This is a genomic window from Sphingobium sp. WR1, assembly GCF_059693745.1.
Genome location: NZ_JCATID010000005.1, coordinates 46444 through 70738, shown reverse-complemented (window position 1 = coordinate 70738; position 24295 = coordinate 46444). Strand labels below are relative to the sequence as shown.

At 64.1% G+C, this 24295-nt stretch carries 26 protein-coding genes and 1 pseudogene; 4 read left to right on the top strand and 23 right to left on the bottom strand.

Annotation, left to right across the window (positions count from 1 at the left end; translation table 11 throughout):
- Positions 1-38 precede the first annotated feature (38 nt).
- Positions 39-329 (top strand): annotated as a pseudogene (locus AC58EF_RS08360) (transposase); the annotation flags it as partial.
- Between the two features lie 237 nt (positions 330-566).
- On the opposite strand, the gene AC58EF_RS08355 reads toward AC58EF_RS08360, so the two are convergent.
- The 4 genes from AC58EF_RS08355 to AC58EF_RS08340 form a co-directional block, all read right to left on the bottom strand.
- Complete coding sequence (locus tag AC58EF_RS08355; protein ID WP_497275555.1) at positions 567-812, bottom strand: hypothetical protein; 246 nt, start codon at positions 810-812, stop codon at positions 567-569.
- Between the two features lie 116 nt (positions 813-928).
- Complete coding sequence (locus AC58EF_RS08350; protein WP_497275553.1) at positions 929-1459, bottom strand: GNAT family N-acetyltransferase; 531 nt, start codon at positions 1457-1459, stop codon at positions 929-931.
- A 21-nt stretch (positions 1460-1480) separates the two neighbouring features.
- Positions 1481-1789, bottom strand: coding sequence for a type II toxin-antitoxin system TacA family antitoxin (locus AC58EF_RS08345; protein WP_497275551.1), 309 nt, complete (start codon positions 1787-1789; stop codon positions 1481-1483).
- A 172-nt stretch (positions 1790-1961) separates the two neighbouring features.
- Positions 1962-2222 carry a helix-turn-helix transcriptional regulator gene (locus AC58EF_RS08340; RefSeq protein WP_497275550.1) on the bottom strand — a complete coding sequence of 87 codons (261 nt, stop codon included), beginning with the start codon at positions 2220-2222 and terminating at the stop codon, positions 1962-1964.
- A 220-nt stretch (positions 2223-2442) separates the two neighbouring features.
- On the opposite strand from AC58EF_RS08340, the gene AC58EF_RS08335 reads away from it, so the two are divergent.
- A complete protein-coding gene (locus AC58EF_RS08335) occupies positions 2443-2970 on the top strand; it encodes a hypothetical protein (protein WP_497275549.1) in 528 nt (175 codons plus the stop codon).
- Here the strand turns inward: AC58EF_RS08335 and AC58EF_RS08330 are convergent.
- The 9 genes from AC58EF_RS08330 to AC58EF_RS08290 all read right to left on the bottom strand — a co-directional run bounded on the left by AC58EF_RS08330 (position 2954) and on the right by AC58EF_RS08290 (position 15464).
- Positions 2954-6673: a conjugal transfer protein TraG N-terminal domain-containing protein gene (locus AC58EF_RS08330; protein ID WP_497275547.1), complete on the bottom strand. Its 3720-nt coding sequence runs from the start codon at positions 6671-6673 to the stop codon at positions 2954-2956. The two genes, AC58EF_RS08335 and AC58EF_RS08330, sit on opposite strands and share 17 nt — an antisense overlap.
- A 15-nt stretch (positions 6674-6688) precedes the next feature.
- Complete coding sequence (locus tag AC58EF_RS08325; protein ID WP_497275842.1) at positions 6689-8074, bottom strand: conjugal transfer protein TraH; 1386 nt, start codon at positions 8072-8074, stop codon at positions 6689-6691.
- 127 nt (positions 8075-8201) lie between these two features.
- Positions 8202-8801 carry a hypothetical protein gene (locus AC58EF_RS08320; RefSeq protein ID WP_497275545.1) on the bottom strand — a complete coding sequence of 200 codons (600 nt, stop codon included), beginning with the start codon at positions 8799-8801 and terminating at the stop codon, positions 8202-8204.
- Positions 8798-9640 carry a conjugal transfer protein TraF gene (locus AC58EF_RS08315; protein WP_497275544.1) on the bottom strand — a complete coding sequence of 281 codons (843 nt, stop codon included), beginning with the start codon at positions 9638-9640 and terminating at the stop codon, positions 8798-8800. Before AC58EF_RS08315 ends, AC58EF_RS08320 begins: the two co-directional genes overlap by 4 nt.
- Complete coding sequence (locus AC58EF_RS08310; RefSeq protein ID WP_497275543.1) at positions 9637-10191, bottom strand: S26 family signal peptidase; 555 nt, start codon at positions 10189-10191, stop codon at positions 9637-9639. Before AC58EF_RS08310 ends, AC58EF_RS08315 begins: the two co-directional genes overlap by 4 nt.
- A 16-nt stretch (positions 10192-10207) precedes the next feature.
- The gene (locus AC58EF_RS08305) at positions 10208-11038 is read right to left on the bottom strand and encodes a type-F conjugative transfer system pilin assembly protein TrbC (RefSeq protein WP_497275541.1); all 831 of its coding nucleotides are present in this window, start codon (positions 11036-11038) and stop codon (positions 10208-10210) included.
- Positions 11010-12095, bottom strand: a complete 1086-nt coding sequence (traN, locus tag AC58EF_RS08300; RefSeq protein ID WP_497275841.1) for a conjugal transfer protein TraN — start codon at positions 12093-12095, stop codon at positions 11010-11012. Before traN ends, AC58EF_RS08305 begins: the two co-directional genes overlap by 29 nt.
- Entirely contained in the window at positions 12095-13954 is a 1860-nt protein-coding gene (locus AC58EF_RS08295; protein ID WP_497275840.1) for a hypothetical protein, read from the bottom strand. Before AC58EF_RS08295 ends, traN begins: the two co-directional genes overlap by 1 nt.
- 454 nt (positions 13955-14408) lie before the next feature.
- Positions 14409-15464: a TraU family protein gene (locus AC58EF_RS08290; RefSeq protein WP_497275539.1), complete on the bottom strand. Its 1056-nt coding sequence runs from the start codon at positions 15462-15464 to the stop codon at positions 14409-14411.
- 33 nt (positions 15465-15497) lie between these two features.
- Between AC58EF_RS08290 and AC58EF_RS08285 the strand changes: the two genes are divergently transcribed.
- Both AC58EF_RS08285 and AC58EF_RS08280 read left to right on the top strand, forming a co-directional pair.
- Positions 15498-15806 carry a type II toxin-antitoxin system TacA family antitoxin gene (locus AC58EF_RS08285; RefSeq protein ID WP_497275537.1) on the top strand — a complete coding sequence of 103 codons (309 nt, stop codon included), beginning with the start codon at positions 15498-15500 and terminating at the stop codon, positions 15804-15806.
- A gap of 12 nt (positions 15807-15818) precedes the next feature.
- A complete protein-coding gene (locus tag AC58EF_RS08280; RefSeq protein ID WP_497275536.1) occupies positions 15819-16355 on the top strand; it encodes a GNAT family N-acetyltransferase in 537 nt (178 codons plus the stop codon).
- Positions 16356-16402: 47 nt separating this feature from the next.
- Here the strand turns inward: AC58EF_RS08280 and AC58EF_RS08275 are convergent, their stop codons facing one another.
- The 10 genes from AC58EF_RS08275 to AC58EF_RS08230 all read right to left on the bottom strand — a co-directional run bounded on the left by AC58EF_RS08275 (position 16403) and on the right by AC58EF_RS08230 (position 24279).
- Complete coding sequence (locus tag AC58EF_RS08275) at positions 16403-17038, bottom strand: conjugal transfer protein TraW (RefSeq protein ID WP_497275535.1); 636 nt, start codon at positions 17036-17038, stop codon at positions 16403-16405.
- Positions 17028-17198 (bottom strand): hypothetical protein, encoded by a 171-nt coding sequence (locus tag AC58EF_RS08270; RefSeq protein WP_497275533.1) that lies wholly within the window; start codon positions 17196-17198, stop codon positions 17028-17030. The genes AC58EF_RS08275 and AC58EF_RS08270 overlap by 11 nt, the downstream gene beginning before the upstream one ends.
- 62 nt (positions 17199-17260) lie before the next feature.
- On the bottom strand, positions 17261-17590 hold the full coding sequence (locus tag AC58EF_RS08265; RefSeq protein ID WP_497275531.1) for a hypothetical protein: 330 nt from the start codon (positions 17588-17590) through the stop codon (positions 17261-17263).
- Positions 17590-20109, bottom strand: coding sequence for a TraC family protein (locus AC58EF_RS08260; protein WP_497275529.1), 2520 nt, complete (start codon positions 20107-20109; stop codon positions 17590-17592). Before AC58EF_RS08260 ends, AC58EF_RS08265 begins: the two co-directional genes overlap by 1 nt.
- The gene (locus tag AC58EF_RS08255; RefSeq protein ID WP_497275527.1) at positions 20106-20726 is read right to left on the bottom strand and encodes a TraV family lipoprotein; all 621 of its coding nucleotides are present in this window, start codon (positions 20724-20726) and stop codon (positions 20106-20108) included. The genes AC58EF_RS08260 and AC58EF_RS08255 overlap by 4 nt, the downstream gene beginning before the upstream one ends.
- 32 nt (positions 20727-20758) lie before the next feature.
- On the bottom strand, positions 20759-22048 hold the full coding sequence (locus AC58EF_RS08250; RefSeq protein WP_497275839.1) for a TraB/VirB10 family protein: 1290 nt from the start codon (positions 22046-22048) through the stop codon (positions 20759-20761).
- Between the two features lie 80 nt (positions 22049-22128).
- The gene (locus tag AC58EF_RS08245) at positions 22129-22902 is read right to left on the bottom strand and encodes a type-F conjugative transfer system secretin TraK (RefSeq protein WP_497275526.1); all 774 of its coding nucleotides are present in this window, start codon (positions 22900-22902) and stop codon (positions 22129-22131) included.
- Entirely contained in the window at positions 22886-23521 is a 636-nt protein-coding gene (locus AC58EF_RS08240) for a TraE/TraK family type IV conjugative transfer system protein (protein WP_497275525.1), read from the bottom strand. The genes AC58EF_RS08245 and AC58EF_RS08240 overlap by 17 nt, the downstream gene beginning before the upstream one ends.
- 8 nt (positions 23522-23529) lie before the next feature.
- Entirely contained in the window at positions 23530-23796 is a 267-nt protein-coding gene (locus AC58EF_RS08235; protein ID WP_497275523.1) for a type IV conjugative transfer system protein TraL, read from the bottom strand.
- A 138-nt stretch (positions 23797-23934) separates the two neighbouring features.
- Positions 23935-24279 carry a hypothetical protein gene (locus AC58EF_RS08230; RefSeq protein ID WP_192669483.1) on the bottom strand — a complete coding sequence of 115 codons (345 nt, stop codon included), beginning with the start codon at positions 24277-24279 and terminating at the stop codon, positions 23935-23937.
- Between the last annotated feature and the right edge of the window lie 16 nt (positions 24280-24295).

The following is a 24295-nucleotide window of genomic DNA, read 5'->3' as shown; positions in this document are numbered from 1 at the left end:
CCGGAGAAGGCTCGCCGCAGAGCGTGCGCTGCTTTCGGGTCCATACCGAGGGCAAGCGCGAGATCGTCGGCCTCCATATCGGCCCGAGCGAGGCCGAGCCGTTCTGGTCGACCTTCCTCAAGGACTTGGCGCGCCGCGGGCTCAAGGGCGTGAAGCTCGTCATCTCTGATGACCACGAAGGCCTCAAGGCCGCAATCACCCGCGTGCTCGGCGCCACCTGGCAGCGCTGTCGCGTCCACTTCATGAGGAACGAGCTGGGCTACGTGCCCAAGGGGCAGAACACCGTCGTTGCCGCCGCGATCCGGCAGGTCTTTCTTCAGCCCGATCATCGCATTTTAGAATCTGGCCAATAACTTCAGCAGCTTAGCTCCAATGTAGAATCCAGATTCGCAATGAATTCGTAACATTTGATCGGAGGTTAGCGATAAAAATTGCCTAGCCAGAACCCACGGGTTTCCGTGAGTTTTTGCAGTTTGGCAGATAGGCATCCATTCTTCAACCAATACCGCGATAAAAACCGCGATAAATAGGTTTGCGATGCATGTAGTGGGCCGTGATCAGAGTGCTTAGGGTCGCATGATCGATGACACCGTCACCTTCATAGCACGGACCGCTAAAGCGCTGACACCCATCTCCCTGAGAAAATCGCGTTGAATGTCAGGAGGAATCTCCGAGAAGAAAGAAAAGGAAATAGCGTTAAAGGTGTTCACTCTTTCGAGATCGATGAGAAGTTCGGCCAGATTATAAGCGGAAAGGTTCGTCCCATAAGGAGCGTTGACCGTCGTCATAACCTGCGGCGCTACGCTGCTCATCGAACTACCTGTAATTTTCTCCAATGGATTAAAATAGCCAGATATTGTCTTAGGTTATCAACGCAAAAAAAGCATAAGCCACTATTTATCTTCGATAGGTCTTGCGGAAATCTGGACTAATCGACCGTTTCGTCATCCATAAGCGACCTGACCGTTTCGATAGGCAGCAGCATCACCAGATCGCCCAATGGCGAAGCTATGAAACCGTGCCGGGCGTAGAACGCGGCTGCCTTTTCATCGATAGCATGAACGATCACGGCCCGGGCACCGACGACTTCCGATGCTGCCGCGCAGCGCCGCAGCGCATCGGCCAGCAGGTCGGCGCCAAGGCCAATAGCTTGATACCCCGCATCGACGGCGAGCCGGGCAATCAGCAGCAGCGGGACTTGCTCGGGCATGCCGCGCCGCAGCTTTGCTGACGGCAGGGCCACGCGCTGCTCCATCGCGGTGGTGATCGTGTAATAGCCGACCACCCGCTGGGGCTGTGCTGCGTCACACACCACATAGGTGCGCGCCGAATTGCCTTCGCTTGCGAGTGCGCGATCGTTCAACCAGGCGTCCAGCGATCCATGCGCGCCATTTGCAAAGTTTTTGACGTCATGTTGCGCGGCCAGACGCTCTGGCGCGGTGATGCGGATTCTCGCCATGAAGCTATCGCTAGCCGGGTGTTAGCTTTCCCACACCGGTTTCCGCTGCATCAGCTTTTTCAGCCGTTCTGACGGCGCAGGCGGAGAGTCGAGCATGGCCAGGAACTGATCATGCTGCTCGGCGTCCAGAAAGAAGGTGCGCTGGTCCAAGATTGCGTCCTCTGCCTCCCGGCGCGCGCTGTCGAGCATGAATTCGGAGAGCTTCTGGCCGCGCAAAGACGCGGCACGGGTGAGGATGGCCTTCATGCTTGCAGAGGCTCGAATCTGAATGACATCATTCTTGGGTGCCGGAGAACGTCGGTTCGAATGAGGCTGTGCCGTCTGCGCCATGGTTTCATGCTTTCCTTTGTGCCTCTAATATATCGATCTGTAACGACAATGTCAATACATTACAGGCGATGAGAGGTGGTAAGGCGGGACCGGTGGATATTGTCGAGCTACCTTCCGTTGCCGAACTGGATCGTCGCAACTGCGTAACTGCATTTAGTCGCAGGACCGGCCGTCATCGCCGAGGAGATCGCCTTTCCACGGATCGAATGAAGGCAATCGGGTTTGCGATGAAATCCTCGATATCGCTTCCATACCATCCGACGCACCTTGGGCTGATCTGCTGTCGGCGGGGGAAGTTGCCCGCCGCTTCCAGCCTGTAAATGGTTGCGCGGGAGAGACCTGTTCGCTTAGCAACCGTGGCAATGCGCCAAAGGGTATCGGTACGGCGATCTTTCGCAGCAGATGTGACGACCTCCGGCGCAGCCGATGGCATCGAAATTTTTTAGGCATTATCCACCTCATGAACGAGGTCTGCCCGGCCAACGGTAAGATGCCCTCGAATTGCAAGAGAATCAATTAAATTGCTGATCTTACCCAAGGGAAACCACATTCAGTGAGATGGGAAACTTCCGGGGAAAGTTGGACGTGCAGGAAGGGAAGAGGGAGGGCAAGCTCAGTGGCGCGCGGAGGATCAAGCTGCTCCACGAGAGCAGATGAGCAAAGGTCGAAACATCCTTATATCCGATGGTTCGCTATTTTCGGAGTCGGGCCAAGATGATAGGTTTGGTGAAGAGGAATTGATGATGGCTTCAACCATTGAACCCGACGGCACGGAACAAGAACGCAGCGAACTCCATCTCAGGAATTGGATTTGGCGACCGTGGCATGCAAAGCTCTGGTGGAGTGGCGTACCCGTCTATTGGCTGGGCATGCTCGCATCGCTCAAGATTGACGCCCTGGCTGAAATTTATCATTCCGCTGCCGGTGGATATCTGAACGTCTTCTTCTTTCCGCCAATCGTAGCGCTCGTCCTCTCGTTTGGATTTCTCAAATGCTGGCTGGCCCGATTGCCTGCGACTGACGAGGATGAGATGGACGAGGAGGAATATTGGAGAAAACGGAAACTCGGCCCATCAGGGATGCCGAAAGAGGTCGATCCGCTTGAACCTACCTCTGGCGCTTTCTGGATCGGCAGTCCCTTGAACCCTCTCAATCCGGGCTACATCAATCGCGGGTCTTGAACTCTGGGTTCCCATCCATGGGTCCGTGACCGAGATCGGTTGAAAGGCGGCCCGTATGCAGAATCGACGATTGCTCCATGGACGTAACAGGCGCGTTGATGTCTGCCGTTCCCCGACTGCTATCCCCCTCGCGCAAATATCTATTTCGCAGGCCTTGCGGGCCGAGGATTTCGGTCGCGAGATGGCTGGTGAATGCTTCTGCCGGGTTCCCAGATTTAGATGCAGCGCGTTCGGAATCTGAGATCGCTTGTCGAACATCGTAATTCACCACGCTCAGTTGAGCGCTTGCCACTTCGTTAGTCGATCCGGTCTCCTGTGTTGAAAAGCCGATCGATCCGCCCACGCGCCCGGCAGCAGCATTCGGTAGAGCTCGGCCGCTTGAGCCGCGTCCACTCGATGTAGAACCTGCAATCTCGCCTTGTGCCGATATGCTGAATGTATTCTGATCTTGTGCCGATCTTGCGATCGAGCGCTCCCACCCTGTCTGAGCTATGATCGCCTGCACGTCGCGCTGTAGCGTGTCCGCGACCTGCGGTTTGAGACGCCAATTGCCCTTTCGGTCCATTTCGAACCCGCCGCGCAGCCAGTTCGCCATGGCAGCCCGGCCTTCGGCGCCGCCGCCCATGAAATGCTCGATCGTGTCGGGGCCAGCTTGTTTGCCCGCTTCGAACCGTGTGCTGGTGTCGTTGCGGGCGGATTTCTCGAACCCGGCGCTGCTGGAGACGAGAAGGTCATTATGAGCGAGGCTGAACCGCGCATGGCCGCCATTGGCGACCGCGCCAAGCTGGCTCTCGTTGAGCAGGCCCGCCTTCCACATCTGCGCTGTGGTCGCGGGTGTCAGGTTGAGGCTGAAGTCGCCATTCTGGTCCATGGCGATCTGCCGCTTGCTCATATCGATGCCGTTGGCGCGCAGCAGCCCCTGCATCCGCGACAGGCGCTCGCGTTCGACGATGCTGGTCATCCGGGCGTTTCGCGCCCGGTCGGCAATGCCATCTGCGCCGCCTTCCGCCATGTCGAGCTGATTGCCGCTTGCATCGGCCAGGGTCCGAATGAAGCTGTCGAGACGGGCGGCTTCCCGCGTCGACATGCCTGCCGCCTCGGCGCCTTGCGCAAAGCCAAAATTCTCCGACTGCCGTCGCTGTTCTCCGATACGCGCGGCGCTGCGGGTGCCGTCATGGCCGACCTCGCGCTGGGCATCGAGCTTGCCTGATCGCTCGGCAAAGTCATATCCTGCGGCCTCCCGGGTCCGACCATAGACGCTCGATCCCTCGCGCGCCGCCTCGGCGGTCGCCCCATCTGCGGTGCCGAGCTCCGTGGCGGCCCGATACGTTTCAAGGGCCTTGGCGACCTGGGCCTCATTGCGGCCAGTGGCGCGGGAGAGCTGTGTGATGGCAGACGAACGCGCTTCGCCGGAGAGGGCGTTGATGAAGGCGATGCGGCGGCTCATCTCGTCAACGGGCAGGCCCAGCATGACAACAGCGTTGCGCTGGCCTTCGTTGCCGCCCGTGCGGTGGGCCTGTTCGGTCGCGACATTGCCGCGCTCCACCCGTGCGACCCTGTCTCCCGCATAGTCGCGCCGTCCTTCCATCGCCCCGACCTGCACCTGCGCTGCCGTCAGATCATTGCGAAGCATTGCCTCCTGCGCGAAGCTATTGGCGATGAGCTTGGCGAACGTCGGATCGGCGCTGGCCTCGGCCACGACGCCGCTCGCCTTGAGTTCGGCATCCTGGGTGCCATAACCAGCCCGTTCAAAATGCCGGGTAGCCGCCTGCATCATCATGCCATAAGCGCGGGTGTCGCCGAAGGCCCGCCACTGGACCAGCCCCTGGGTGAAGGCGCCGAACGCCTTCTCGCCGGCCTCACCTGCGCCAAAATAGCGGTTTCCGAGGCTCCGCAGCGCATCCTTCTCGGCAAAATTGTGGATGGCGCCGGTAGCCGCCGCCGCGCGAACCGCGCTGATCGTTGCCGGGTCACCCAGGTCCCGGCCATGAAGCGCGGGCGCAAGGCCGCCCATCTCGCGGGCGGAATCGAGCGCGCCAAGCCCCATCGCCGCGCCGCCGGGCGCGCCAGTGCCATGGGATGCCATGACCGCGCCCGCCGCGCCGAAACTCCGATTGGCGCCGAAGCTCGATCGCTCGCCAAAATCCCCGAAGGTCGACGCGGCACCACGGCGCGCGCCCGTGCCCATGGCCGAGGCCTGCGCTTCGAGCGCGGAAGCGAGACCCTCGGATGTGGACACGCCAGCGGCGGCAGCCGATCCTTGCGCCTGGACACCCAGCGACCCGCCGGTAAAGGAGGAGAAGACATTGCCCGAAAAGCGGAACACCGTGAACACGAACGCGCCGGCCAGGCCCGCCGCCGCAGTGCGAAAGCTCCCGAAGATCGCCAGCGCCTTCATCGCCGAGGAAGGGGCCAGCATCCAGGCATTGGCCGCCAGATGGTTGGACCGCATCTCGGCCAGCACCGCCATCGCCCGACCCAGCGTCAGCTGATAGATGCCCGCATCGATGACGCCCCAGAGCGCTACGAACACGAACAGCCCCAGCGCAAAGCTCGCGACCCGCAGGTTGATGGGGGTGAGGACGAACAGGAGGGCGATCGGCATCATGAACAGCATGATCCCGAACACGGTCGCGCGGATCGTCGGCATCCATTCATTGGCGGTCGACATGGTCGCCAGGCCGCCCGCGGCCACGGCCCGGTTGGCCATCACCCGCGAGGCGGTCGCCGGACTGTCCTCGAACAATACATCGCCTACGCTGGTTCCCAGCAGCACATCAGTGAGGAAGGCCTGGGCGGTGAGCGGCGTACCCAGCATCATGTCGCCCATCTCGGAAAGATTGCTGCGGCAGCGGGCGAGCTGGTCGGGCTTGTCGATGTCATAGCCGGTGCGCTGGCAGACCTGCATCGAATAGCCTTCGAACACCGCCGGATCGGACAGCCGGTCCGCGATATGCTCCCAGGCCTCGTTGCAGCTGACCGTCGTCCCGCCCTTGTCGGCAGCGGTAAACACCGTGCTGAACGTCGCCGGCCCCGCCATCGCCGCGAAGGATGCGGGGAGGTCGGTGCTGGTGCGGAACAACTGGTCGTCGTCGATCGCGTAAGCGGGCGAAACCCGGGCCACCGGATAGCATTGGCGCACATAATCCTTGATCGTGGCATCGAGAAAGGCATCGGTCATGGGACCGCGCGGGCTCACCGCATTCAGGAACAGGTCGAAGGCATGGCCGCCAGCGCCAAACTCGAGCTTGGCATGGGGGGCGAGCGTGTTGTCGTCGATCGTCTCGGCGAGCGCGCGCTCCATCATGTTGGTGACGCCCGCCACCAGGACGATCAGGTTCGGAACATCGCCGACCGGCTGATAGGCATTGCGCACCCGGTCATAGACATGGACGGTGCCGGTGGTCGCGACCAGGCCGACGAAAAGACCGATACCAACCAGCATCTGGAGGCCGAAGGCGACCAAGCCCATGCCGGTGCCACGGATCATGGCGAGCACGGCGCCCAGCGCGAGGCCCACCACCGCGACGATCAGCACCAGCGTCTCATAGCGCGGATCGGCGAAGATCATCGAGACGAGGCGGAAGGCATCGACCGTTTCGGCAAAGCCGTCATAGCTGTGGAAACTTGTCTCCAGCGCGAGAGCAGGGGAGGTGATCGAGATCGCCGTCAGGCTGGCGAGGGTGCGGGCAAAGCGTTGCATCAATCGTGTCCCCACTCAGCGATTGCGGTTGGCGGCCGCGCCGGCCGCATCGCGCGCATCGCGGTCGCGCTGGCGGATGAGGCCCGCATAGCCGGTCGAGAGATTGGCCTGGGAGAGGGCGGCGAGATAGGATTGGCGCATCTGCGCGCGCTGGCGCAGCACCTCCTCGCGCAGGTCCCGCAGTTGCTCGATCCCCTTGGTGAGAATGCGGGTCTGGCAGATATTGGCGCTCGTCCCGTTGCTGGCGCCCGCGGCATTGGTGCCGCGCTCCGCGTTGGAGAGCGCGAAATCGATGCTGCGCGAAAGGTCGTTCAGCATCTGATAGGCAAGGGTCAGCGCAACCAGCTCGTCGGTATCGCCGATCACCGAATCCACCACATCCTGGCGCACACCCCATTCGAGCATGCGGTAGACCGGCAGGGTGCGGACATTGGCGACGAACTGCCGCTCCTCGGCCGTCAGCGCCGCGCGCGTGCGGATTTTCTCGGCGATGGCAGTCATGCGCTCGCGGGTGAGCGCCAGCGCGCCCTTGCCGCCATCCTGGGTGCAGTCGGCGGCGGTCGGCGGCATGGCGAGCGCGCGGCGCATCACCCGGCCGCTCAGGAAATCATCGGAGGATTCGGTATCCTGCGCCGCGCAGGCGGGGATAGCGGCAAACAGTGGCACCTTGTCGGTGGCGTCCCAGCGCATATACACGTCACCCACCCGGGCGCGCATCACGCCCGCCCAGTCCGACGCGCCGACGCGCGAGGCGGCATGCGCGAGCAGCGACCCGGTGCGGAAGATGTCGGTTACTTCCGCCGGACAGTTGGCGAGCGCATCCTTCAGATCCTCCGTCGGACTGTTGCCGTTCGCCTGGATCTTCTCGCGGCTCTGCTGATAGCTTTTGGCGTAACCTTCTTTCACCGATTTGTAGCCGGTCATCTCCTCGATGATGCCCGACATATTATCGTCACCTTTGGCGATCTGAACCATGCGGTTGGCGAGGCGGCAGTCGTTGACCTGGATGGAATTGAGGAAATTGGTTGCCGCCTCCATCTTCGAGATGATGTTCCCCATCTTCTCGTCGAGCGTCTCGAGCAGATATTGGAAGGCGACGGCGGGCGCGGCCTGGAGGATGCTTTCGAGCTTCTGGACGAGATAGTCGGGGTCGAGGAAGGACATGCCCCCTAAGAACATGTCGATGCCGCCGCAGCCCGCCTTCACCTTGGGGAGGGTGAGGCTAGTCAGATAATCGCTATGGACATCGATCCGGCCCGACATGCCGCCGGCGGTCACATAGCCGCGGGTCTGGTCCTCGAAACTGCCGGGGCTGGTATAGGTCACATTGTCGAACCAATGCTCGGCCCAGCTTTGGGCATGGGCGGGCGCGACGGTCATGCCGCAGCTTGCGACCAGCATTGCCCCCAGCAAGGGGATCGGACGGCAAAGGCGGCGCAGGTTCAAAAATGCAGGGGCAAGGACGGCGAGGGCCATGGCGGACTCCGAAAGCATGGGGGGGAAGGAGAGAGACCGAGCCCGCCATTGCTCAGCCTTTCCGACGATGGGAGGGTGCGGATTGCGCCGGTAGCCCGACGATCCCGGTGAATTTGGCCATGGCCCGCACGCCGACGGCCGGACGTACGCCGGTCTGCATCTTAATGCCGAGATAGAGATTGCGCGCGATATTGACCGCATGATCGGTACCGATCGCCATCGGCAGGGTGCGGCCGCTGTCGGAGACCGGGCGTAGCCAGAGGACCGGATGGCCGATCCAGGGGAGACCTAGTCGCCCCGATCGCAGCATGGCTTCCGGTTCCCCGATCGTGCGGACTGTCAGGCCGTATCGGGACTTGAGCGCAAGCAGCCTGGTCCAGAGATCGCCGCAAGGGACGCAGCCGGGGGTGGTGCTCATCTCGATGATGAACGCCGCGCCCTGACCTTTGAGCGTGGCGTCGAAGTCTGGAGGATAGTCGCGGGTTTGCGGAACCCGGGCGAGCCAGGCCCGCATCTCCGCCTGGGTTGTGACGGGATGGATGGCGGCGCGTGCGGCCAAGGCGCGATCCGGCTCGGCGACAGCAGCGTAGATTGGAGCGAGCACAAGCATTGGCAGGACGGCGAAGATCGCGAAGGTGGCCGCCTTCTTCATGGCCGCGCTCCCGTCGTGCCTGCAGGATCACCCGCCGCCACCGGCCCATTGGCCAGCGCATCGAAGAAGCCATTCTCCTCGCCCGCGCCGGTCAGGAACTGTTCGGGCCGGATATCGCCGGAGAGAAGCTTGACCGCCTGATAGGCGGTCTGGATCAGCGTCGGGAAGGCCTCGACGCCATTGGCGATGACCATGCGCTGGCTTGAGTTGCGGCGGATGACCATGGTGGTGGGCGTCACCTCGACCCCGAAGCGGGCGCTGAGCTCAGGCTTCTGGTCGAGATCCTGACGCATCACCTGCCAGCCCGTCTCCTCCTGGAAGCGCTGGATGATCGGCCATTGCACCCGGCAATAGCCGCAGGAGGCGCGCGAGAACATGACCAGCGCAAACTCGCTCCCGCGCGAGCGGAGGTAGGAGCGACGAACGGCGTCCTTCTCCGCCCCCAGCGCATCGCGCGCGTCGCCGACCATGGGATTGGCGGATTTGGCGCTCAGTTCAGGATGGGCGAGCATGGCGAGCTGAGTGACGCCGGCAAAGGCGCGGGCCTTGCGGCGGGCAAAATCCTGCAGCCGCCAGAAATCCGACACAGCCTCAACCGTCAGCACGGTCGCGGCATAATCGCGCTGCTCGATGATGAGCCTGGCGATCCGAGGTGGCGACCATCTGGCAAGATCGGCCATGGGCGGAATGACGGGCGCCTTGATGTCCGCTGCGCCGGGCTCAGCCGGATCGGGCTTGGGGACATACCACCAATATCCCTGTCGCGCCGAAGGTTCCTGCGCGACCGCCGGGATGGACAGCAGCATCGTCAGCGCCGGCGCAAGGATGCGCGCCCTCACAGGATGCGCTCCATGCGGGTCAGGCGCTCGATCCGCACCGGCCCGAAATAGCGGCTGTCAAAACCGCCGGCATGATCGGAGCCGACATAGATATAGCCGGGCGGGATCGGCCGATCGCCCCAGCGCAGATGGGGAAGGATCTGACCATCGCGGCCGAAGGGCCGGCTCGCGCCGAGGAAGCTTCGCCCACAATAATACCAACTGCGGCTTCCCGGCTTACCGTCAACCGCCGGACGCTCGATTTCGCGCAGCCGCTCGCCGGGCATGCAGAGGGCGCGCTTGGTGACGCTGACGGGCCTTGGCCCCGCCACCGGATGGGAGAGCATGAACTGAACGAGGTCGCCCTTGCTGATCGGCCCGGGCACAGGGCTGACCGCCCAGGCGTCGATCGACGGGCTCATCACCAGCGTGACGCGGGAGAGACCGAGCGAGGTAAGCGAAGCGACGGGCAGGATCAGCGCCAGCATCGTCCAGAAGCGCCGACCATTGGCCGGCTGACCCCCGACCGCGCCGCCCAGCGCCAAGGCGGCGTCGGCAGGGAGCGCCCTCATGCGAGGCCAGGCGGCCCTAGCGGCGAGACAGGCGAGACGCAGCATCGCTGACCTCCTCCTTTCCGCCAAGGCGGGCATATTCTTCGATCAGGCCCGATAGCGCGGCATCGCCATAGACGATGTGGCTCGCGCGAGGGCCGCTCTCCTCGTCGCGCTCGCAATAGGGGAGGGTGGGATCGCCCGGTACCATCGCGAAGGCAGGCACGCGGGCAATGCCATGCTGGCGGAACAGGATCGGGTCGACGACGAGCTGGACACTGCGCATGGCGCAGGCCGGTCCCTCGCATCCCGGATCAAGCCGCAATATCCGAGCGCTCAGTTTCGCCATCGGGCCGATGTGGCTGAGGCCGCCCGGCACGCCGCGAAAAGCGATGACGCCGCCCGCCTTTTCGAGCTGCGCGGCATAATTGCGCAGGGTCGGGATCGGCATGGAGGAAGAGGCGAAGATCAGCGGCACCCAGGCCTTGCTTGTAGGGGTGCGAGGCTTTGGCGCAGTGGGATCATTGGGAATAGCAAGGCCAAGCGCCTGGTAAAGCCTCGCCTGCATGGCGTCATGTTCTGCCGCCATGCGCTCGGTCGCCGCCTGCCGGTCCGCTTTCGCCCGGGCTTCGATCTCGGGGAAGCGGCCCCTGCGCCCGAGCGCGTCGAAAGCCCGCCTGCGCATCGCTTCGCCCGGAACGGGAATGGACGTTGGACCCGCTTGTGCTTTTGTCGGCGTCGGCGGTTCGGCATCGACCGGTTCGGTCGCGCCTGCCGGGCTGGCAACGCCAATCGAAGCGAAGGCTAACAGCAGCGAGGGGCTGACCCGTTGCCGCCGGTCAGGGCGTGATGGTGCGCAGATAGGCATCGACCTTGTCCTTCATGTCGATCTGGATGTCGGATTGGGCGCGGGCCTCGATGTCGGCATAATATTCGGAGAGATCCATCCGGCTGAAATCGAGCGCCTGAAACTCTTGCGGAGAAAAGCCGCGGCAATAAGGATGTTTGGGGGTGCCCCAGCCAAGCTCATTGAAGGCCGCGAGTTGGGGCCGGCCCTGTTCCTGGATGATCCGGCCAAGCTTGGTGTTGAAGCAGCAATGGCCGATCGCCTTCTGGATGCAGACGCCAAGGATGCTCGACACGCAATAGCTGCCGACCTCATGGCACATGTCCGAGCCCCGCAGCATGCCGGTCTCCATATCCTGTTGGTCGCAGCCCTGGAGCAACAGTTCGATCATATAGTTGACGGCGAGGCTGATCGCGATCGAGGTGGGATCGATACCGACGATGATCGCGTTAGCGCCCGCGCTCGCCGCCTCGCTCGCGGTCGCACCGGCTTTAAAGGCGGTGTAGGCCGCTTTCATGCCCGTGAAGACGCCCTTGGCGATCGCGATCTTGGTCGTGATCGAACTGAGTGAACCGCCCATCCCGTCTTTGACGATTCTACCCTTATCCTTGCAGCAATTCTGGAAAATAGTGCTCGCCCCTGGCGGGCGGCAACGCAGCGCGCGTCCGCCGAAAATCTCGATGGTGCCAAGGCAATTGCCCTCGGCATCGACCGGCCCGTCGGCGGGTGCGCCCGGATCATCGACCGGCTCCTCCGTCTCGATCGGGGTGACGCTCGTATCGATGCAGCTATGGGAAGAGCAGGCGGGCACGCCGCCGCCGAACGGGGTGAGGCAGGCATAGGCCGCGCCCAGAGGGCAGCCATAGGCCCCGCTGCTATCCGCCACACAATCGACCTTGCCGATCGGACAGAGCGATACGCCATCGGCTGTCGTCAGGCACTGCGCCATTTCGCCCGCGTCGGCGGCATCGCCATTGCCATTGAGGTCTGCGGCGCAGAGCTGTGCGGCATGGGTCGGGGACGCCAAAGCTACAAGGGAGAGGGGCGCTACAGCGCAGGCGATGGCGAGGCGACGCATCATCGGCTGGCGGCCGTGCAGGCCAGATCGGAACCGGCGAGCCTTACAGTCTGCATCATGACGACCGCCTCGGGAAAATCATCAAGGCAGCCGCAGTTTGAGACGATCTCTTCGCCCGGACCCAGCGGACAGACATTGTCGCTGGCGCAGACATGATAGAAGCTGTCCCAGCCTACCGGCACATTCTGCTTTTGCGCGACGGTTCCGGCCGGCGCGACGCCACTATTGGCGCTGGGTGCTCTGGTCTTGCAGACGGATTCGCAGGCTGCCACCGTGGGGCGGTCGGGCAGGGTAAAGGCGCGGGTGGTCTGGCTGAGCGAGCCGTCGGCACCACGCGTCTGATCGGCGAGCAGCGTCTCGGTCGAATGATCGATGATATAGGCGGCGCGTGAAAGATCGGGCTGCGTGGTTCCCGATGTGTCGATCAGGCAGGCGTAGCGCCGGGTTCGCAGGAAAAAGTCGCGGCTATATTGGTAGGTGCATCTTCCAGTGCCGAACAGCCTGGTCTGGGGCAGGGGCTTGAGTCCGGTATTGACGCCGTTGCGGACCGTCTCGACGCCATCGACATCCTCCTGGGTGAGGCGGCAGGCGGTGTCGCCCGCATAGCCTGCGCACAGGTTCACCAGCCGCTCGGAGACCTCGCAGTCTGTGTCGACCTGGATCTCGACGGTCACATAGCCCCAATTGCCGCCGCCCCCGCCGCGCATGCGCGCGCCGACCGCGGTAGCGCCGGCCTGCAATTGCGCAGTGAAGTCGACGGGATTGCGGTTGTACCAGGGATCGTCGCTGATGCGGCAGTCGCCCGAGGGGAGGGCATCGCCGGTCCAGGGCCGCTTTCCGGCATAGCCCACGACCACGCCGTTGATCCGGGCCTGGACCCAGTCGTCCGCGCCCATCTCGACGATCCGCGCCGATCGGATACGCGCGGCATCGAGCGGCGTGAAGTTGACCGCATAGACGGGCGGGTTGCTGCCGCAACTGCCCGCGCCCCGGATCTCGAACCGGAGGCACCCGGTGCCACAGCTGCTGGTCGATGTGATGGAGCCGCTGGCCGCGACGATATCTTCAAAATCCCATGCCTTGACGGTGATCTCGCGCTCGATCGTGCAGCTGCGTGTCTCCTCCGCCTTGCCATTGCCGGCGGGAGAGGCGGCGAGCGCGGTAAAGACCGAACTTGTCTTCGAGGCCGAAGACGCGTCCCCGCTGATCGCGGTCGGATTGGCGCGATAGGCGGTGGCCAAGACCTGCGGCGAATTTGTACAGGCGGTGGTCTGCGCGCCTGTATAGCGGATGACCGGTCCCTCGATGCTCGCCTGCGCGACGCCGATCCGGGGATCTGCGGTCGTGAGCGCGCCGACGACCCCGCCGCCCAGATCCTTCAGCACCGAGGGCAGGTTGCCCGCGACGAGGTTCGCGCCGCAGCTGGCATTGACGCAATAGCAGCCGGAAAGCGCGGGCAAATCGACTTGCGTGAGCTTGAGGTCGCCAGACGCGGCGACGTCCCATTGGAAGGACCGGCAATTGTTCCAGCTCCCCGGATCGCAGGCAATGACGCCATTGGCGCAAATGCCCGAGACCGGGACCGGCACGGTCAGGTTGGAATCGAAATGGCCATCCAGATCCTTGTCCTGCGCGATCGAAAGATGGGTGATGTCGCCGGTGGCGCCGGGCTGGACCAGCAGTTCGAGCATGGTGGCGCTCTGCTGGCAGGCAAGGTTGGGCGTGAAGCTGCGGCTGTTGTCGACTGTGCTTATCGGCTGGTTGGCAAGGCCCGGCGTCAGATAATTGGTGGTGATCGCCTCGCTGTCCGATGACCTGGCGCGCGAGGCCGCCGCGGCGGCCCGCGCCCGTGCATCCATGTCCTGCGTGCTGGCCGTTTGCGCCTGTGCGAGCTGTGCGAGTAGCACGCAGAGGCCGGCCAGGCCGGCGGAGATATGGAGTTTCACGACTGACCCTCGTCTCTGCCGGAGCCACCCACCCAGCGCAGGCGAAACAGGGGGCAAAGTGCGGCGACGTCGGAAGGCGCCGACAGACAGCGGAAGGCTGCCCGTCCATTTACTATGGTCAGCACGGCCGAAGCGAACGGGGCTTCAGGCAGAGGGGGGTAGCCTCGCTCGCCGGGGGTATATCCGGCCGTGCCGACCTCCTTCTCCTGCGTCTTCCAAGCCACAGGAGAAGAAACCGGGAAAGGAGCGGCGCCGGATGGCGCCGGCGCCGCTCCACCCGCGCAGCGTCCGGCCGGGCCGACATGGCCTTGGCGGGCAGACCGGGCAGAGAGCCGGGTCGCTGCGGGGCTTGGGGGAGGGGATCGGCTCATGGGGTCGAGACCCCCGCGCAGCAGATCACCTTTTCAAAGGACATGAACTGGGCGTTGTCCTTGCCCGGAGCATGTTTGGCCGAGGACCAGAGTGCGCCGGGACGGCCGATATTGACGCATTTGCCGCCCTTGACCGGCTCCATGATCTGGAGCTTGTAGCGGCTCTTGGTCCAGATCGGCTGGGCCTTGAACGAACAGCCGTCGGCCGAGCTGATGGTGAGCGCGCCAAGCCGCCCCATCAGATAAGTGCCGCGCGCCGCAAGCCCGGCCCAGGCCTCGACGCTGTCGCCAAAATGGATGTCGCCCGCCACGGGATAGGTCGCCCCCCAGCTTCCCATGCACCAGAAGAGTGGGTCGATGACCTTGCCGGCCGCCGCCGCCGCGCTGTCGGCCATGCAGGCAAGACCCGCTGCGGGATTGCCGAAGAGAATGCCCTCGGGCTGGATGATTGCGCCCAGCGTCCCCGACTGCCAGGTTGGCAGGACTTCGGTGATCATGGCGACGTCGAAACCGTCGTCCTCGATGCAGGGGAGGTCGGTGAACATGTCGAGCATCTTCCAGACCGGCGAGATATAATAGTGCATCTGGGCGAACAGCTTCTGGCTGTTCGTGCCGTCGGCGATGGAGGACTGACTGCCCTGGAGCCGGCCACCGGTCGGCAGCAGATCGGCGCCAAGGGCCATCATGCATCCGGGTTCGGTGACCACGTCGATCATCCGGTTGGGCGACCAGAAGCTCACCTTCACGCCGAACCAGAAGGTCGCGCCCTTGCGGCAGGCGCAGAGCGGCTTCGAGGCGGATTGGGCGTCGAGTTCCTTGTCGAGCTTGTCGAAACTGCCGACCCGCACGCCGCCAATGGTGATCGGGAAGATGCAGGTCCAGCGCACCTTGGTCAGCGGATTGAAAATGGTGCCTGCCTCGCATTTGGAGGCATGTGCCGGCGCCGCCGTTCCAGCTGCGAAACCGACCAGACCAAGGGCCAGAATTTGCCTAATCCGCCGTGCCGGCTGGAAAACCGATAGACTTGTAATGTGCGCCTCCAAGGCGTACATAATGCTTCGAACGGGAAAGATGAGGTTCTGGCGATGCGAGCGTTTGACGATGCGACCGCTGCAATCAACGAGCGCAGCACGGTGCGCATGAATTTTCGGACCAAGCCGCATATCAAGCAGGCGATCCAGCAGGCTGCGGCCTGGTGCGGCGTCGATGATTCCGCCTTCGTGATGAATGCGGCCTATAAGGCGGCCCTGGAAACGATCCAGACCCATGAGCGGACGATCGTCAGTCGGCAGGATTTCGATGCGATCCTCCAGGCGCTTGAACATCCGGCCCCGCCCTCCGACGCGCTGCGTGAGGCATTTGCCCGGCACGAGCAGACGATCGAGGGCCGCTAGGAGCGAGGATTTGTGGACGGATCGCGCATGATCATCGAGCCGCTCGATCCGGCGCGGCATGACCGGACGGCATTTGTCTCGGGGACAGACCAGGTCGACAATTATCTGCGCAAGACGGCGAGCAAGCTCGCGCGGGCGGACAATGTCCGCGCCTTCGCTTTGCTGTCTCCAGGCGAAGAGCTGATCGGTTTCTACACGCTCAACGCGCATAGCGTCGATTATTCGCACCTGCCTGTCTCGTTCACGCGCAGCAGGCCGGGGCATGGCCAGATCCCGGCCGCGTTCATATCGATGATCGGGGTCGACGCCCGTTTCCAGGGCAAGGGGTTTGGGAGCCTGCTGCTCGCCGATGCCTTGAAGCGCATCGGTCGCGCCGCGAAGGATGTCGGTATCACCATCGTGCTGCTCGACATTCTTGACTGCGGTGACGCGGCGAAGGTTGAACGGCGTAAACAGCTTTATATGCGCTACGGCTTCATGCCCTTGCCGGACGTGCCTCTGCGTCTTTATCTCCCCGTCGCGCAGATCCACGCACTGCTCGGCGCCTAGAGCGGTCTTGGGCGACAGATCGCGGTCCGCTGATCGTCTGATCTTGCTCATCGGGCGTCTGCGCCGGCGACGGACCGGCGCTCCGGGCCGAATTCGGTCAGGATGAGCCGCTTTCCCGACTGCCGGACGATCACCGGCGCGACGGTGAGGCCGAGGCGCGCCTTGACTCGTTCCTCCAGGATGAAGAGCGGACGGCCGGTGCGTTCGGACAGGTCGAGCGCGTCGCCCGCGGTCAGCAGAATGAAATCGGTGAGGCGCACCTGGCGCAGCGCCCAATCAAGGTCGCGCGGATGGACGATGACGAGGCGCTGGGGCAGCGACACATGGTCGAGTGGATTGAAGGTAAAGCCCCTGGGGTAGAGGATGCGCCCATCGGGCAGCGTGATATCGCTCTCGACCGTATAGAAGGGGATGAGGCTGCGAACCCGGTCGGCCTTTGCAACCCCAAGCTGCGCCGCGTGCATCGCCGACCAGTTCGATCGCGGCCCGAATTGCCGCGCCATGTCCGGAGCTTTCGCGACGCGGGCCTCGATCTCGCTCATCGCGTCAGGTTCGGCGATGGGCCAGGTGCGGCCGATCGTCGAGGTCGCGGCGCTCGCCTGGGTTTCGCAGGAGACAGCCAGCATCAGCGCGCCGATCAGAGCGTGCCGGGTAAAGTCAGGGAAGCGCTGCTCAACGATCATGGCGGCGCCTCCACCAGGGTTCGCCTTCATCCTGGCCGCCGCGGACCGCAGCGATGAGCGCGGCGGTGCCCAATATCCAGGTCGCGAGCAGAAGGAACTGCAGCGCGGAGGGCAGCGCGTCCGACGCTTCGTAGAGCAGCAGGGACTGGACGAGCAGCATGAGCTGGGTTCCTACCAGGAGCCGGATGGGCCCAGGTGCTGGGCACGGGGAGAGGATGCCGCTCATCGCGTGCGCCACCATGTGCGCAGGCGGAGCAGCCCCTTGTCGATCGCGCCAGTGAGGCCGATGAGGAGGATGCCGCTCGCAAAACAGCCGGCGGCGACCATGACGGCGGCGCGCAAGACGAGGAAGGGAGGTTTGCCGAGCGCAAGGCCCGCGGCGCCGACGAGCAGGCCCATCATCAGCGTTTCGATCGTGACGAGGCGGAAGCGCCAGGTGAGCGCCTGCGCCTCGGCCTTGGCCGCCGCGCGCCTCTCGATGAAGGCTTCGAGCGCGGGATCGGGCTCGAACTCGAAGCGGGGCTGGTTGCTGTCGAAAGAGGGTTTGCTCATCACAGCGCCTCCCAATGTCCGGCAGGTCCAAGTATCTCTGTCGCATCGACGCCGGCGAGATCGCAGATCGCTTCGAGCGGCGAGAGCCCCGCGCGCAGCCGCGCCTCGAACGCCGCCACCTCCTGCGGCGCGCTGGTGTTGATCCAGTAGGAGAAGGGGTCGACCACGAGCCGGGCGATGCCGAGCCCCAGGGGCGAGTCGATGAAGACCTCGCTATAATGGGGCTTGTTGTTACGGACCGACTTCAGGAGGTCGAGGACGAAGCCCGAATAATCGAGGATCTTGTTCTCGACCGCCCTGTCATAGGTCGATCCCTGGAGCAGGAACCGCGTCGCGGCATTTTCGAGGATCACCTGACCTGTTCCGCCAAAGAGCAGCAGGTCGTTCATCGACTGGAGGACAACGCCGAAGCTTCCCTGATATTTGCGCGCGCGCCTGTAGCCCTGGCCGAACACTTCGGCGAGGCGCGAGAGGTCCTGGCCGTCGGTGCGGGTCATGAACTGGGCGGCCTCGTCGCACAGCACGAAACGGGGCCGGTCGCGGGCGGAGAGATAGAGTTCCTGGGTGACCGCGTTCACGACCACCATGACGATGACGTTGAAGAGGTCGGGCATGGCCTTGAGGCGTTCGAGTTCCAGCACGACAAATTCGTCGGTGGAAATGTCGAAGGTCGAGGGGCCGTTGAAATAATGGCCATAAGCGCCTGAACTCGCAAAATCGCGCAGGTTGAAGGCGAGCTCGCGCGCGGCGGGCACCAGATGATCGACCTTGTCGAGATCGCTGGTCGCCTGAGCGGGGTAGGCGCCGAGCCAGTCGCGCACCGCGTCGATCCCCGCTTCCGACCGGCCACTGTCGATCGTCCACTGCACCGCGGACTTGAGCAGGTTCCATTCGGACGTGCTGACGCCCTTGCGGGTCGCGGCATTGGCCATTTCCGCGACGATGGCGACCGCCATGGAAATGGCCGACTGTCGATCGTCGCCGTCGAGCGCGAAGCCCATGTCGAACGGATTGAGGACGAGATGCTCCTCGCCAATGTCGATATAGCGGCCTGAGCAAAGCGTGCAGAGCTTCCGGTAGCTACCGCCGATATCGATAATCCGGATGAGCGCGCCTTGCGCATAATATTGTTGGCACAGGTTATTGAGGAGGAAGCTTTTGCCGGCGCCGCTCTCGGCCGAGACGATGAAATTATAATTGTTGATGCGCGGATCGAAGAGATCGAGCGTGATAAGCTGGCCCTTGCGTCCGGCATAGAGAAGGGCGGGGCGCCCGCCGCCGCGAAAGTCAGTCTGAACCGGCGCCAGAAGCGCTGCCGCCTTGGCGGGCATGGGAAGGTCGCGCTCCAGCATCCGCACCGTCCTGCGGTCGGGATAGAAGCCGAAGGGGAGCGCCATTGGTAGCAGGACCGGATTGAGATAGCTCTCCTCCTGCATCATCCAGGGCAGTGGCTCGCTTTCCCACAGGCGCTTGGCGCGCGCCGCCATCTCGCGGGCCTGCGCGCTGTCGCGGCCGAACACCCAGACGGTCGGGATTACCGAGACGAACCGGCTGTTGCCCGCCTCGTCGAGCACCCAGCCGATCTCCTCGATCTGCTTGCCGACCTCGACGGCAAAGCTGCCGGCGGCCTTTTGCGCGGAGAGAATCTGCGCGCGCTTGTGGATCTCGAAGCTCGAATGATCGAAGAGGATGTTGAGCGTGTAGAGGAAGGGGCCGCCGATCTGGTCGCTGTCCTCCGAGGCGCCGCGCATCCCGCCCAGGAGACGATTGCAGCGCTCGGCGGTGACACATCGGGCCGGCGATTTCGGTGTCAGGCACCGCGCGACCTGGTCGCCCAGGAACAGTTCCGGGCCATCGAAGACGAGATCCGGGCCGGCATCGATCAGTTGCTTGCGGACCGGGCGCGCGGGCATGTCGTCGCTGCCGCGAGCAAAAACCCCCGGTGCGTTCTCGAACACGCCGTTGAAGATGCGGCGATAGAAGGTGACGAGCGCCTCGGGCGCGAGGCGGGCGATGCCGAGCTTGGAGAGCTGTTCCTCAATCTGCCGCCGCAGGTCGGCCCCAAGCGGCTTCCTGGTCTTGATCGAGAGGAGCAGGCGGAAATTGCGCAGCGGAATGCCATGTAGGGCGTCAAGGCCCTGGGTCCCGTCTCGCAGATAATCGCGGGTCCGGCGCGCCGAGGCCTGGATCAGCGGATCGGGACGGGATTTCAAATCAAGGAAGGCGTCGAGCGCATCGTCGATCAGCGGGTCGGCGAAGCAATGGAGCTGAACCACCGTGCCAGGCGCGAACTGGATGTTGAGGAGGCCGAGCAGCGCCTGATGGACGTGCGCGAAGAGATAGGCGGAGGGAATGAGTTCCCAGGCCTGGCCCCAGCCATCGTCGATGCAGAGAAAGGCTTCCTCGTCCTCGACCCAGGCGACCATCGGCAGAAAATCCGAATAGGCATCGCGCGAGACGCTCTGGCGAAGCCGCTCGAAGGTCATGCCGCCGCCATGGCGGGTGCCGGGCGCCTTCATTGCCCTTGCTCCTGCGGCGGCGCGGGAAGGTCGCTCGTCTCCATCGGCGTGGGCTTGGCCTTCACCTGCTCGAGAACGGGTACGGGGGCCGCCGGATTGACGGGGTTCACCAGATAGTCGCCGACCACCCATTGGGGCTTGTCGAGGATCGAATAGACATAGCGCGGCATGTAGAGCCGGTCGGGCCGCTCCCGGTCGGCATAGGGAAGGATCAGCGTACGGATCGTGCGGCCGGGGCGCAGCATTGGCGTCACTGGCGCCTCGACCAGTCCCTGAAGCTCGCGATAGACGCTGTCGCGATAGCCGAGATAAGGTGTGGCGCCCTTGCCCCTGGCGCGTCCCATCGGTGCGGGCGCTGCGGCGGTACTGCCTTTCAGCATCTTCTTGTCGTTCGTGACATTGGGATCGGACCGCGACACCGCGCCTGCGACCGCATCCTCATAGGCGCGTTCGGGATGGATGCACTGGCCATGGTCGCTATTCTTGCAGCTGAACTTTTCGGGATAGGGCGACATGACTGAGCCGATCGCGGTGCAGGCGGGCAGTGAGGCGAGCATCAGCAGCGGGGCGCCTGTGCAGCGGATAGACGAGGCTGATGGCATTGCGAGGAGCGGCATGGGCATGTCTCCTTGTTTGAGGCGCGGGCGCATCAGAATTTGCTCCCCGCAGTCGGCTTGATTTCGAGGGCGACGCCTTCCTGGATCACGACCACCACATCCTTGGCGGCGCCCACCTCGACGATAGGACCGGCTTGGCGCGCGAGATCGAGATAGAAGTCGGTGAGCTTGTCGGAGGATTTGGAGAGGCCGCCGGCAATGCCGGACTTGGCCGCGTCGCCCGCATCGAGCGAGCGGACGGTGCCGAGCGCGGAGACCGAGGTGTCGCCGAAGGTGTTTTCGACGCTCTGGCTCATGCCCGAGATCGTGCCGGCAATGAAGCTGCGCGCGAGCGCGGCGCCGGCGCGGGTGACGACCCGGCCCGACAGCCCCTTCTTTCCGTCGGTATCGACGAAGAACCCTTTGATCGGCTGATCGACCACCGAGCGTTCATCGAAGTCGACGCAGGAGAGGGAGACGAGCTGGACCTCGACCCGCTCCTTGGCGAGGCTGCCGGTCGCATTGCCGATGACGAAGCAACCGGACAGGTTCGCCTTGACGTCATTGGGCAGCACGGCGGGCGCCTGGACGCGTGCGATCAGCGGTTCGGGGTTGCTGGTCGCGTCGCGGCTGGCGAGCGCGTCGATCCCGGTCAGCAGCCGTGCCTTCATGAAACCAGGTGGCAAATAGATGGCCCGGGTCTTTTTTTTAACGCTCGTTGCCCCTTTGTCGCCCGCGTCAGCGGTGAGCGCGGCGGTCGCGGTCCCGATCGAGCCGACCTGCCGTTCGACCGCCGGGGCTGGCGGTGCGGGTGGAGCCGAAGGCATGGGAGGCGGTGGCAGGCTGCCATCAGCGCTCTCAAGTTCATGGGCGCTGGGGCTTGGCGGGAAGGCCGGGATGTCGCCGGGCATGGCGCTGGGGAGATCGCCTTCTGCCGCGTCCATGGCGGATCGCCCGCCCGGGGCGACCTTGCCTTCCTCGATCGCGGTCACCCGGTCGCCCAGCAGCGCCTGGCCATCGAGGATTTTCTTCAAGTCCCCGCGCACCTTGGTCTCAAGGCTGTCGCCGCGCAGCCCCGCGCCCATGTCGAGGCGCGATGCCGCCGGTGCCGCTGGCGCCTCGTCCTTCGATCCGCTCGAGGCAGTGTAGAGGCCATAGCCGAATAGCGCGATGACGATCCCGACACCTGTCTGGCGGGCGCGTAGCTGCTGACGGGCACTTAAGGCCGCCCAGCGGGCCTTCAGGTCGAGGAGGGCAGGGCCACGACCTGCATTCTGCGCGCTGCCTTGCCTTTCGCCATCGCTCGCGCCCTCTTTCTTTGGCGGGCGGGAATAACCCTGCATCCCGGCACGCCTGCGCGGGGTGTCGACGGGCTTGGCGGGATTGCCACTGTCGGCGCCGGGGCCATCATTGTCGGGGCCGCTCACAGCGCTTCGCCCCGACGGAGCAGAATGAGCCGCGCGCTCTCACCGGCGCGCAGCGACAGGCGATCGAGGGTGACGCTGAAGATGCGCGCGCCCATGGCGGTGCCCAGGAACAGCCGCTCGTCAATCTCGCTATCGGCGCTCGCCTCGACCCAATATTCCGACGCCGAAAGGCCCGTGCCCTCGATCGCGACGCGCCGGCGCTCGGTGATGCGCAGCGCTGGCGCGGCGCTGAACGCAAGCGGCCTTGGCGAAACCGCGACCTCGGTAAAGCTCGCCGGCACCCGGTCCTGCAGCATCGCGAGGGTGATCGAGACCGCGCGCTCCTCTTCGACCAGCGGCCCCAGCAGCTCCCCATTGGCGCGGGCACGCTGGCTGGCACCGGGCGCGAGGGTCACGGTCTGGGCGGGAATGTCGGAGGGCTCGGCATAGAGCGGATAGATCGCGCCGTTACACGTCACGAAGAATTCCGAAGGGGTGGTGACGAAGCTGCGCGTCACCTGACCCGCATCGTCGCTTTCCTTGACGAGGAACTTGACCCAGGCATCAGCGCCCGCCTTTTCGACCGCGATCGCCTTTTCCGCCGAGAATTTGACATCCTCGATCTCGCCGCCCTGGCAGACAAGATGGTTGACGTCCCGGTTCGAGAGGCGAATGGTGCTCGTCTGGTCAGGGAGCGCGGTGATGGTCTGGGCCAGTGCCGCTGTGGGCAGCAGGGCGCCGATCGCGCTCGCCGCGAGGGGCACGCAAAGGCGCTTACCGAAGTTCGGCATCGAAATTTTCCTCAGCTAGCGACAGGAGCCAGAAGCGGCCGGCGTCGATCGTGTAGCGGATGCGCAGATTGCCCCGGAACTTGCGGATGACACCGCCAATGACGCGCACCTTTTCCACCGGTACGAGGATCTGGCGATCCGTCCAGGTCACGGGTTGATCGGGCCGAATATAGGCGGCGATCGAGAGCGTCGGGTTGTTGGCGAGCTCGTCGAGGATCGCGTTCAGACTGTCCCTTATGCCGTTATAGGCGGTCGGGTGAACAATGCTGAGCAGCTCCTCGAACTGCCGGTCGGCCGAGAGCGCCGAATAGGTGCCCGAGAGCGCGACGATATTGCGCGTCATGGCGCGCAGATAGGCGGCGGAGGGCTTGCCGCCCGTCACATAGAGATCGCCGCCAGCGCCGAAAGGCACGACCACGGTGCGCTGGTTCTGGGACGTTGTGTAGAGCGCGATGCCCAGCACTGCGGTGATGCCGAAGAGACCGGCGATCGAGAATTTGAGCAGCCTGTTCTCCTCGAACAGGTTGGACGAGCCCTGGAGGTAGCGGTGGATGCCGAAACTGGACGGCTTGCCGAGCAACGGGTCGCTGGCCTCTTTCGAAATTGTCTTGCCGAACATGGTTTGCCTCACTCGCAAAAGCGGGTCTGGGTGGGACCGGGGTAGCGGGGGAGGCGCAAGAGCCCCCAGCGCCAGGCGAGGTGTGGCATGAAGCCGCGCGGCTTGGTCCGCTTCCAGGGAATGAAGAGGAGAAGGACGCCGACGAGCGACCAGCCCACGAGGCCGCCGACGATGACGGCGACGAAGATCGTCGAGATGACGACGATGAACTCCTGCGCGTCGAACCAGAGGATCTGGACCGGCTTGTGCAGGAATTGCGGCAATCTCTCATCCACGTCCTTCTCCCTTGCTTCATCACGCCTGGACCAGGCGTGATTGTTACGAAGAGCGACCATTCGCTCCCCGACCCGGCGCAGGCCCAAAAGGAAGACCTGCGCCAGTTCCGATGGTGATGGGGCTCGATCCTGCGGCGGTCAGACCATCATGCCGAAGGTCTGGAGGATGGAGTCGGCCCGGATCAGGCAGACCGCCGCGACGATCGTGGGGATGCCGATCATGATGTTGGAAAAGAGGCGGCTGACCCCGAACAGAAAGGCGGCGACGCCGCCCACGAAGCCGAGCGGACCCTTCACCCCCTGGTTCACCACGATATCGTAGATGTCGTAGCCAAGGTCGCCGGCGGCCGGCGCCTGGAAGGCGTGGGCGGCCGATGCCAGGGTCATCGCGACGAGGAGGGTTCCCACGGCATCGGCCGACGCAAAAGAGAGGCGGCGGATCCGGGGCATTGAGAGGTGAGGTAGGTTTACGGTCTTGAGCATGGCTTTTCTCCAGGCA

Bases quoted from the DNA above. Each gene is read 5' to 3' on its own strand.
- AC58EF_RS08285 (WP_497275537.1), top strand. From the start codon at position 15,498: ATGCGAGCGTTTGACGATGCGACCGCTGCAATCAACGAGCGCAGCACG.
- AC58EF_RS08325 (WP_497275842.1), bottom strand. From the start codon at position 8,074: ATGCTGGTCGCAAGCTGCGGCATGACCGTCGCGCCCGCCCATGCCCAA.
- AC58EF_RS08265 (WP_497275531.1), bottom strand. From the start codon at position 17,590: ATGAGCAAACCCTCTTTCGACAGCAACCAGCCCCGCTTCGAGTTCGAG.
- AC58EF_RS08345 (WP_497275551.1), bottom strand. From the start codon at position 1,789: ATGGCGCAGACGGCACAGCCTCATTCGAACCGACGTTCTCCGGCACCC.
- AC58EF_RS08255 (WP_497275527.1), bottom strand. From the start codon at position 20,726: ATGCCGCTCCTCGCAATGCCATCAGCCTCGTCTATCCGCTGCACAGGC.
- AC58EF_RS08335 (WP_497275549.1), top strand. From the start codon at position 2,443: ATGAGCAAAGGTCGAAACATCCTTATATCCGATGGTTCGCTATTTTCG.
- AC58EF_RS08290 (WP_497275539.1), bottom strand. From the start codon at position 15,464: ATGTACGCCTTGGAGGCGCACATTACAAGTCTATCGGTTTTCCAGCCG.
- AC58EF_RS08245 (WP_497275526.1), bottom strand. From the start codon at position 22,902: ATGCCGAACTTCGGTAAGCGCCTTTGCGTGCCCCTCGCGGCGAGCGCG.
- AC58EF_RS08240 (WP_497275525.1), bottom strand. From the start codon at position 23,521: ATGTTCGGCAAGACAATTTCGAAAGAGGCCAGCGACCCGTTGCTCGGC.
- AC58EF_RS08355 (WP_497275555.1), bottom strand. From the start codon at position 812: ATGAGCAGCGTAGCGCCGCAGGTTATGACGACGGTCAACGCTCCTTAT.
- AC58EF_RS08340 (WP_497275550.1), bottom strand. From the start codon at position 2,222: ATGCCATCGGCTGCGCCGGAGGTCGTCACATCTGCTGCGAAAGATCGC.
- AC58EF_RS08350 (WP_497275553.1), bottom strand. From the start codon at position 1,459: ATGGCGAGAATCCGCATCACCGCGCCAGAGCGTCTGGCCGCGCAACAT.
- AC58EF_RS08250 (WP_497275839.1), bottom strand. From the start codon at position 22,048: ATGCAGGGTTATTCCCGCCCGCCAAAGAAAGAGGGCGCGAGCGATGGC.
- AC58EF_RS08295 (WP_497275840.1), bottom strand. From the start codon at position 13,954: ATGGATGCACGGGCGCGGGCCGCCGCGGCGGCCTCGCGCGCCAGGTCA.
- AC58EF_RS08230 (WP_192669483.1), bottom strand. From the start codon at position 24,279: ATGCTCAAGACCGTAAACCTACCTCACCTCTCAATGCCCCGGATCCGC.
- AC58EF_RS08310 (WP_497275543.1), bottom strand. From the start codon at position 10,191: ATGAGGGCGCTCCCTGCCGACGCCGCCTTGGCGCTGGGCGGCGCGGTC.
- AC58EF_RS08275 (WP_497275535.1), bottom strand. From the start codon at position 17,038: ATGATCGTTGAGCAGCGCTTCCCTGACTTTACCCGGCACGCTCTGATC.
- traN (WP_497275841.1), bottom strand. From the start codon at position 12,095: ATGCGTCGCCTCGCCATCGCCTGCGCTGTAGCGCCCCTCTCCCTTGTA.
- AC58EF_RS08320 (WP_497275545.1), bottom strand. From the start codon at position 8,801: ATGAAGAAGGCGGCCACCTTCGCGATCTTCGCCGTCCTGCCAATGCTT.
- AC58EF_RS08260 (WP_497275529.1), bottom strand. From the start codon at position 20,109: ATGAAGGCGCCCGGCACCCGCCATGGCGGCGGCATGACCTTCGAGCGG.
- AC58EF_RS08270 (WP_497275533.1), bottom strand. From the start codon at position 17,198: ATGCTGCTCGTCCAGTCCCTGCTGCTCTACGAAGCGTCGGACGCGCTG.
- AC58EF_RS08330 (WP_497275547.1), bottom strand. From the start codon at position 6,673: ATGCAACGCTTTGCCCGCACCCTCGCCAGCCTGACGGCGATCTCGATC.
- AC58EF_RS08305 (WP_497275541.1), bottom strand. From the start codon at position 11,038: ATGCCTATCTGCGCACCATCACGCCCTGACCGGCGGCAACGGGTCAGC.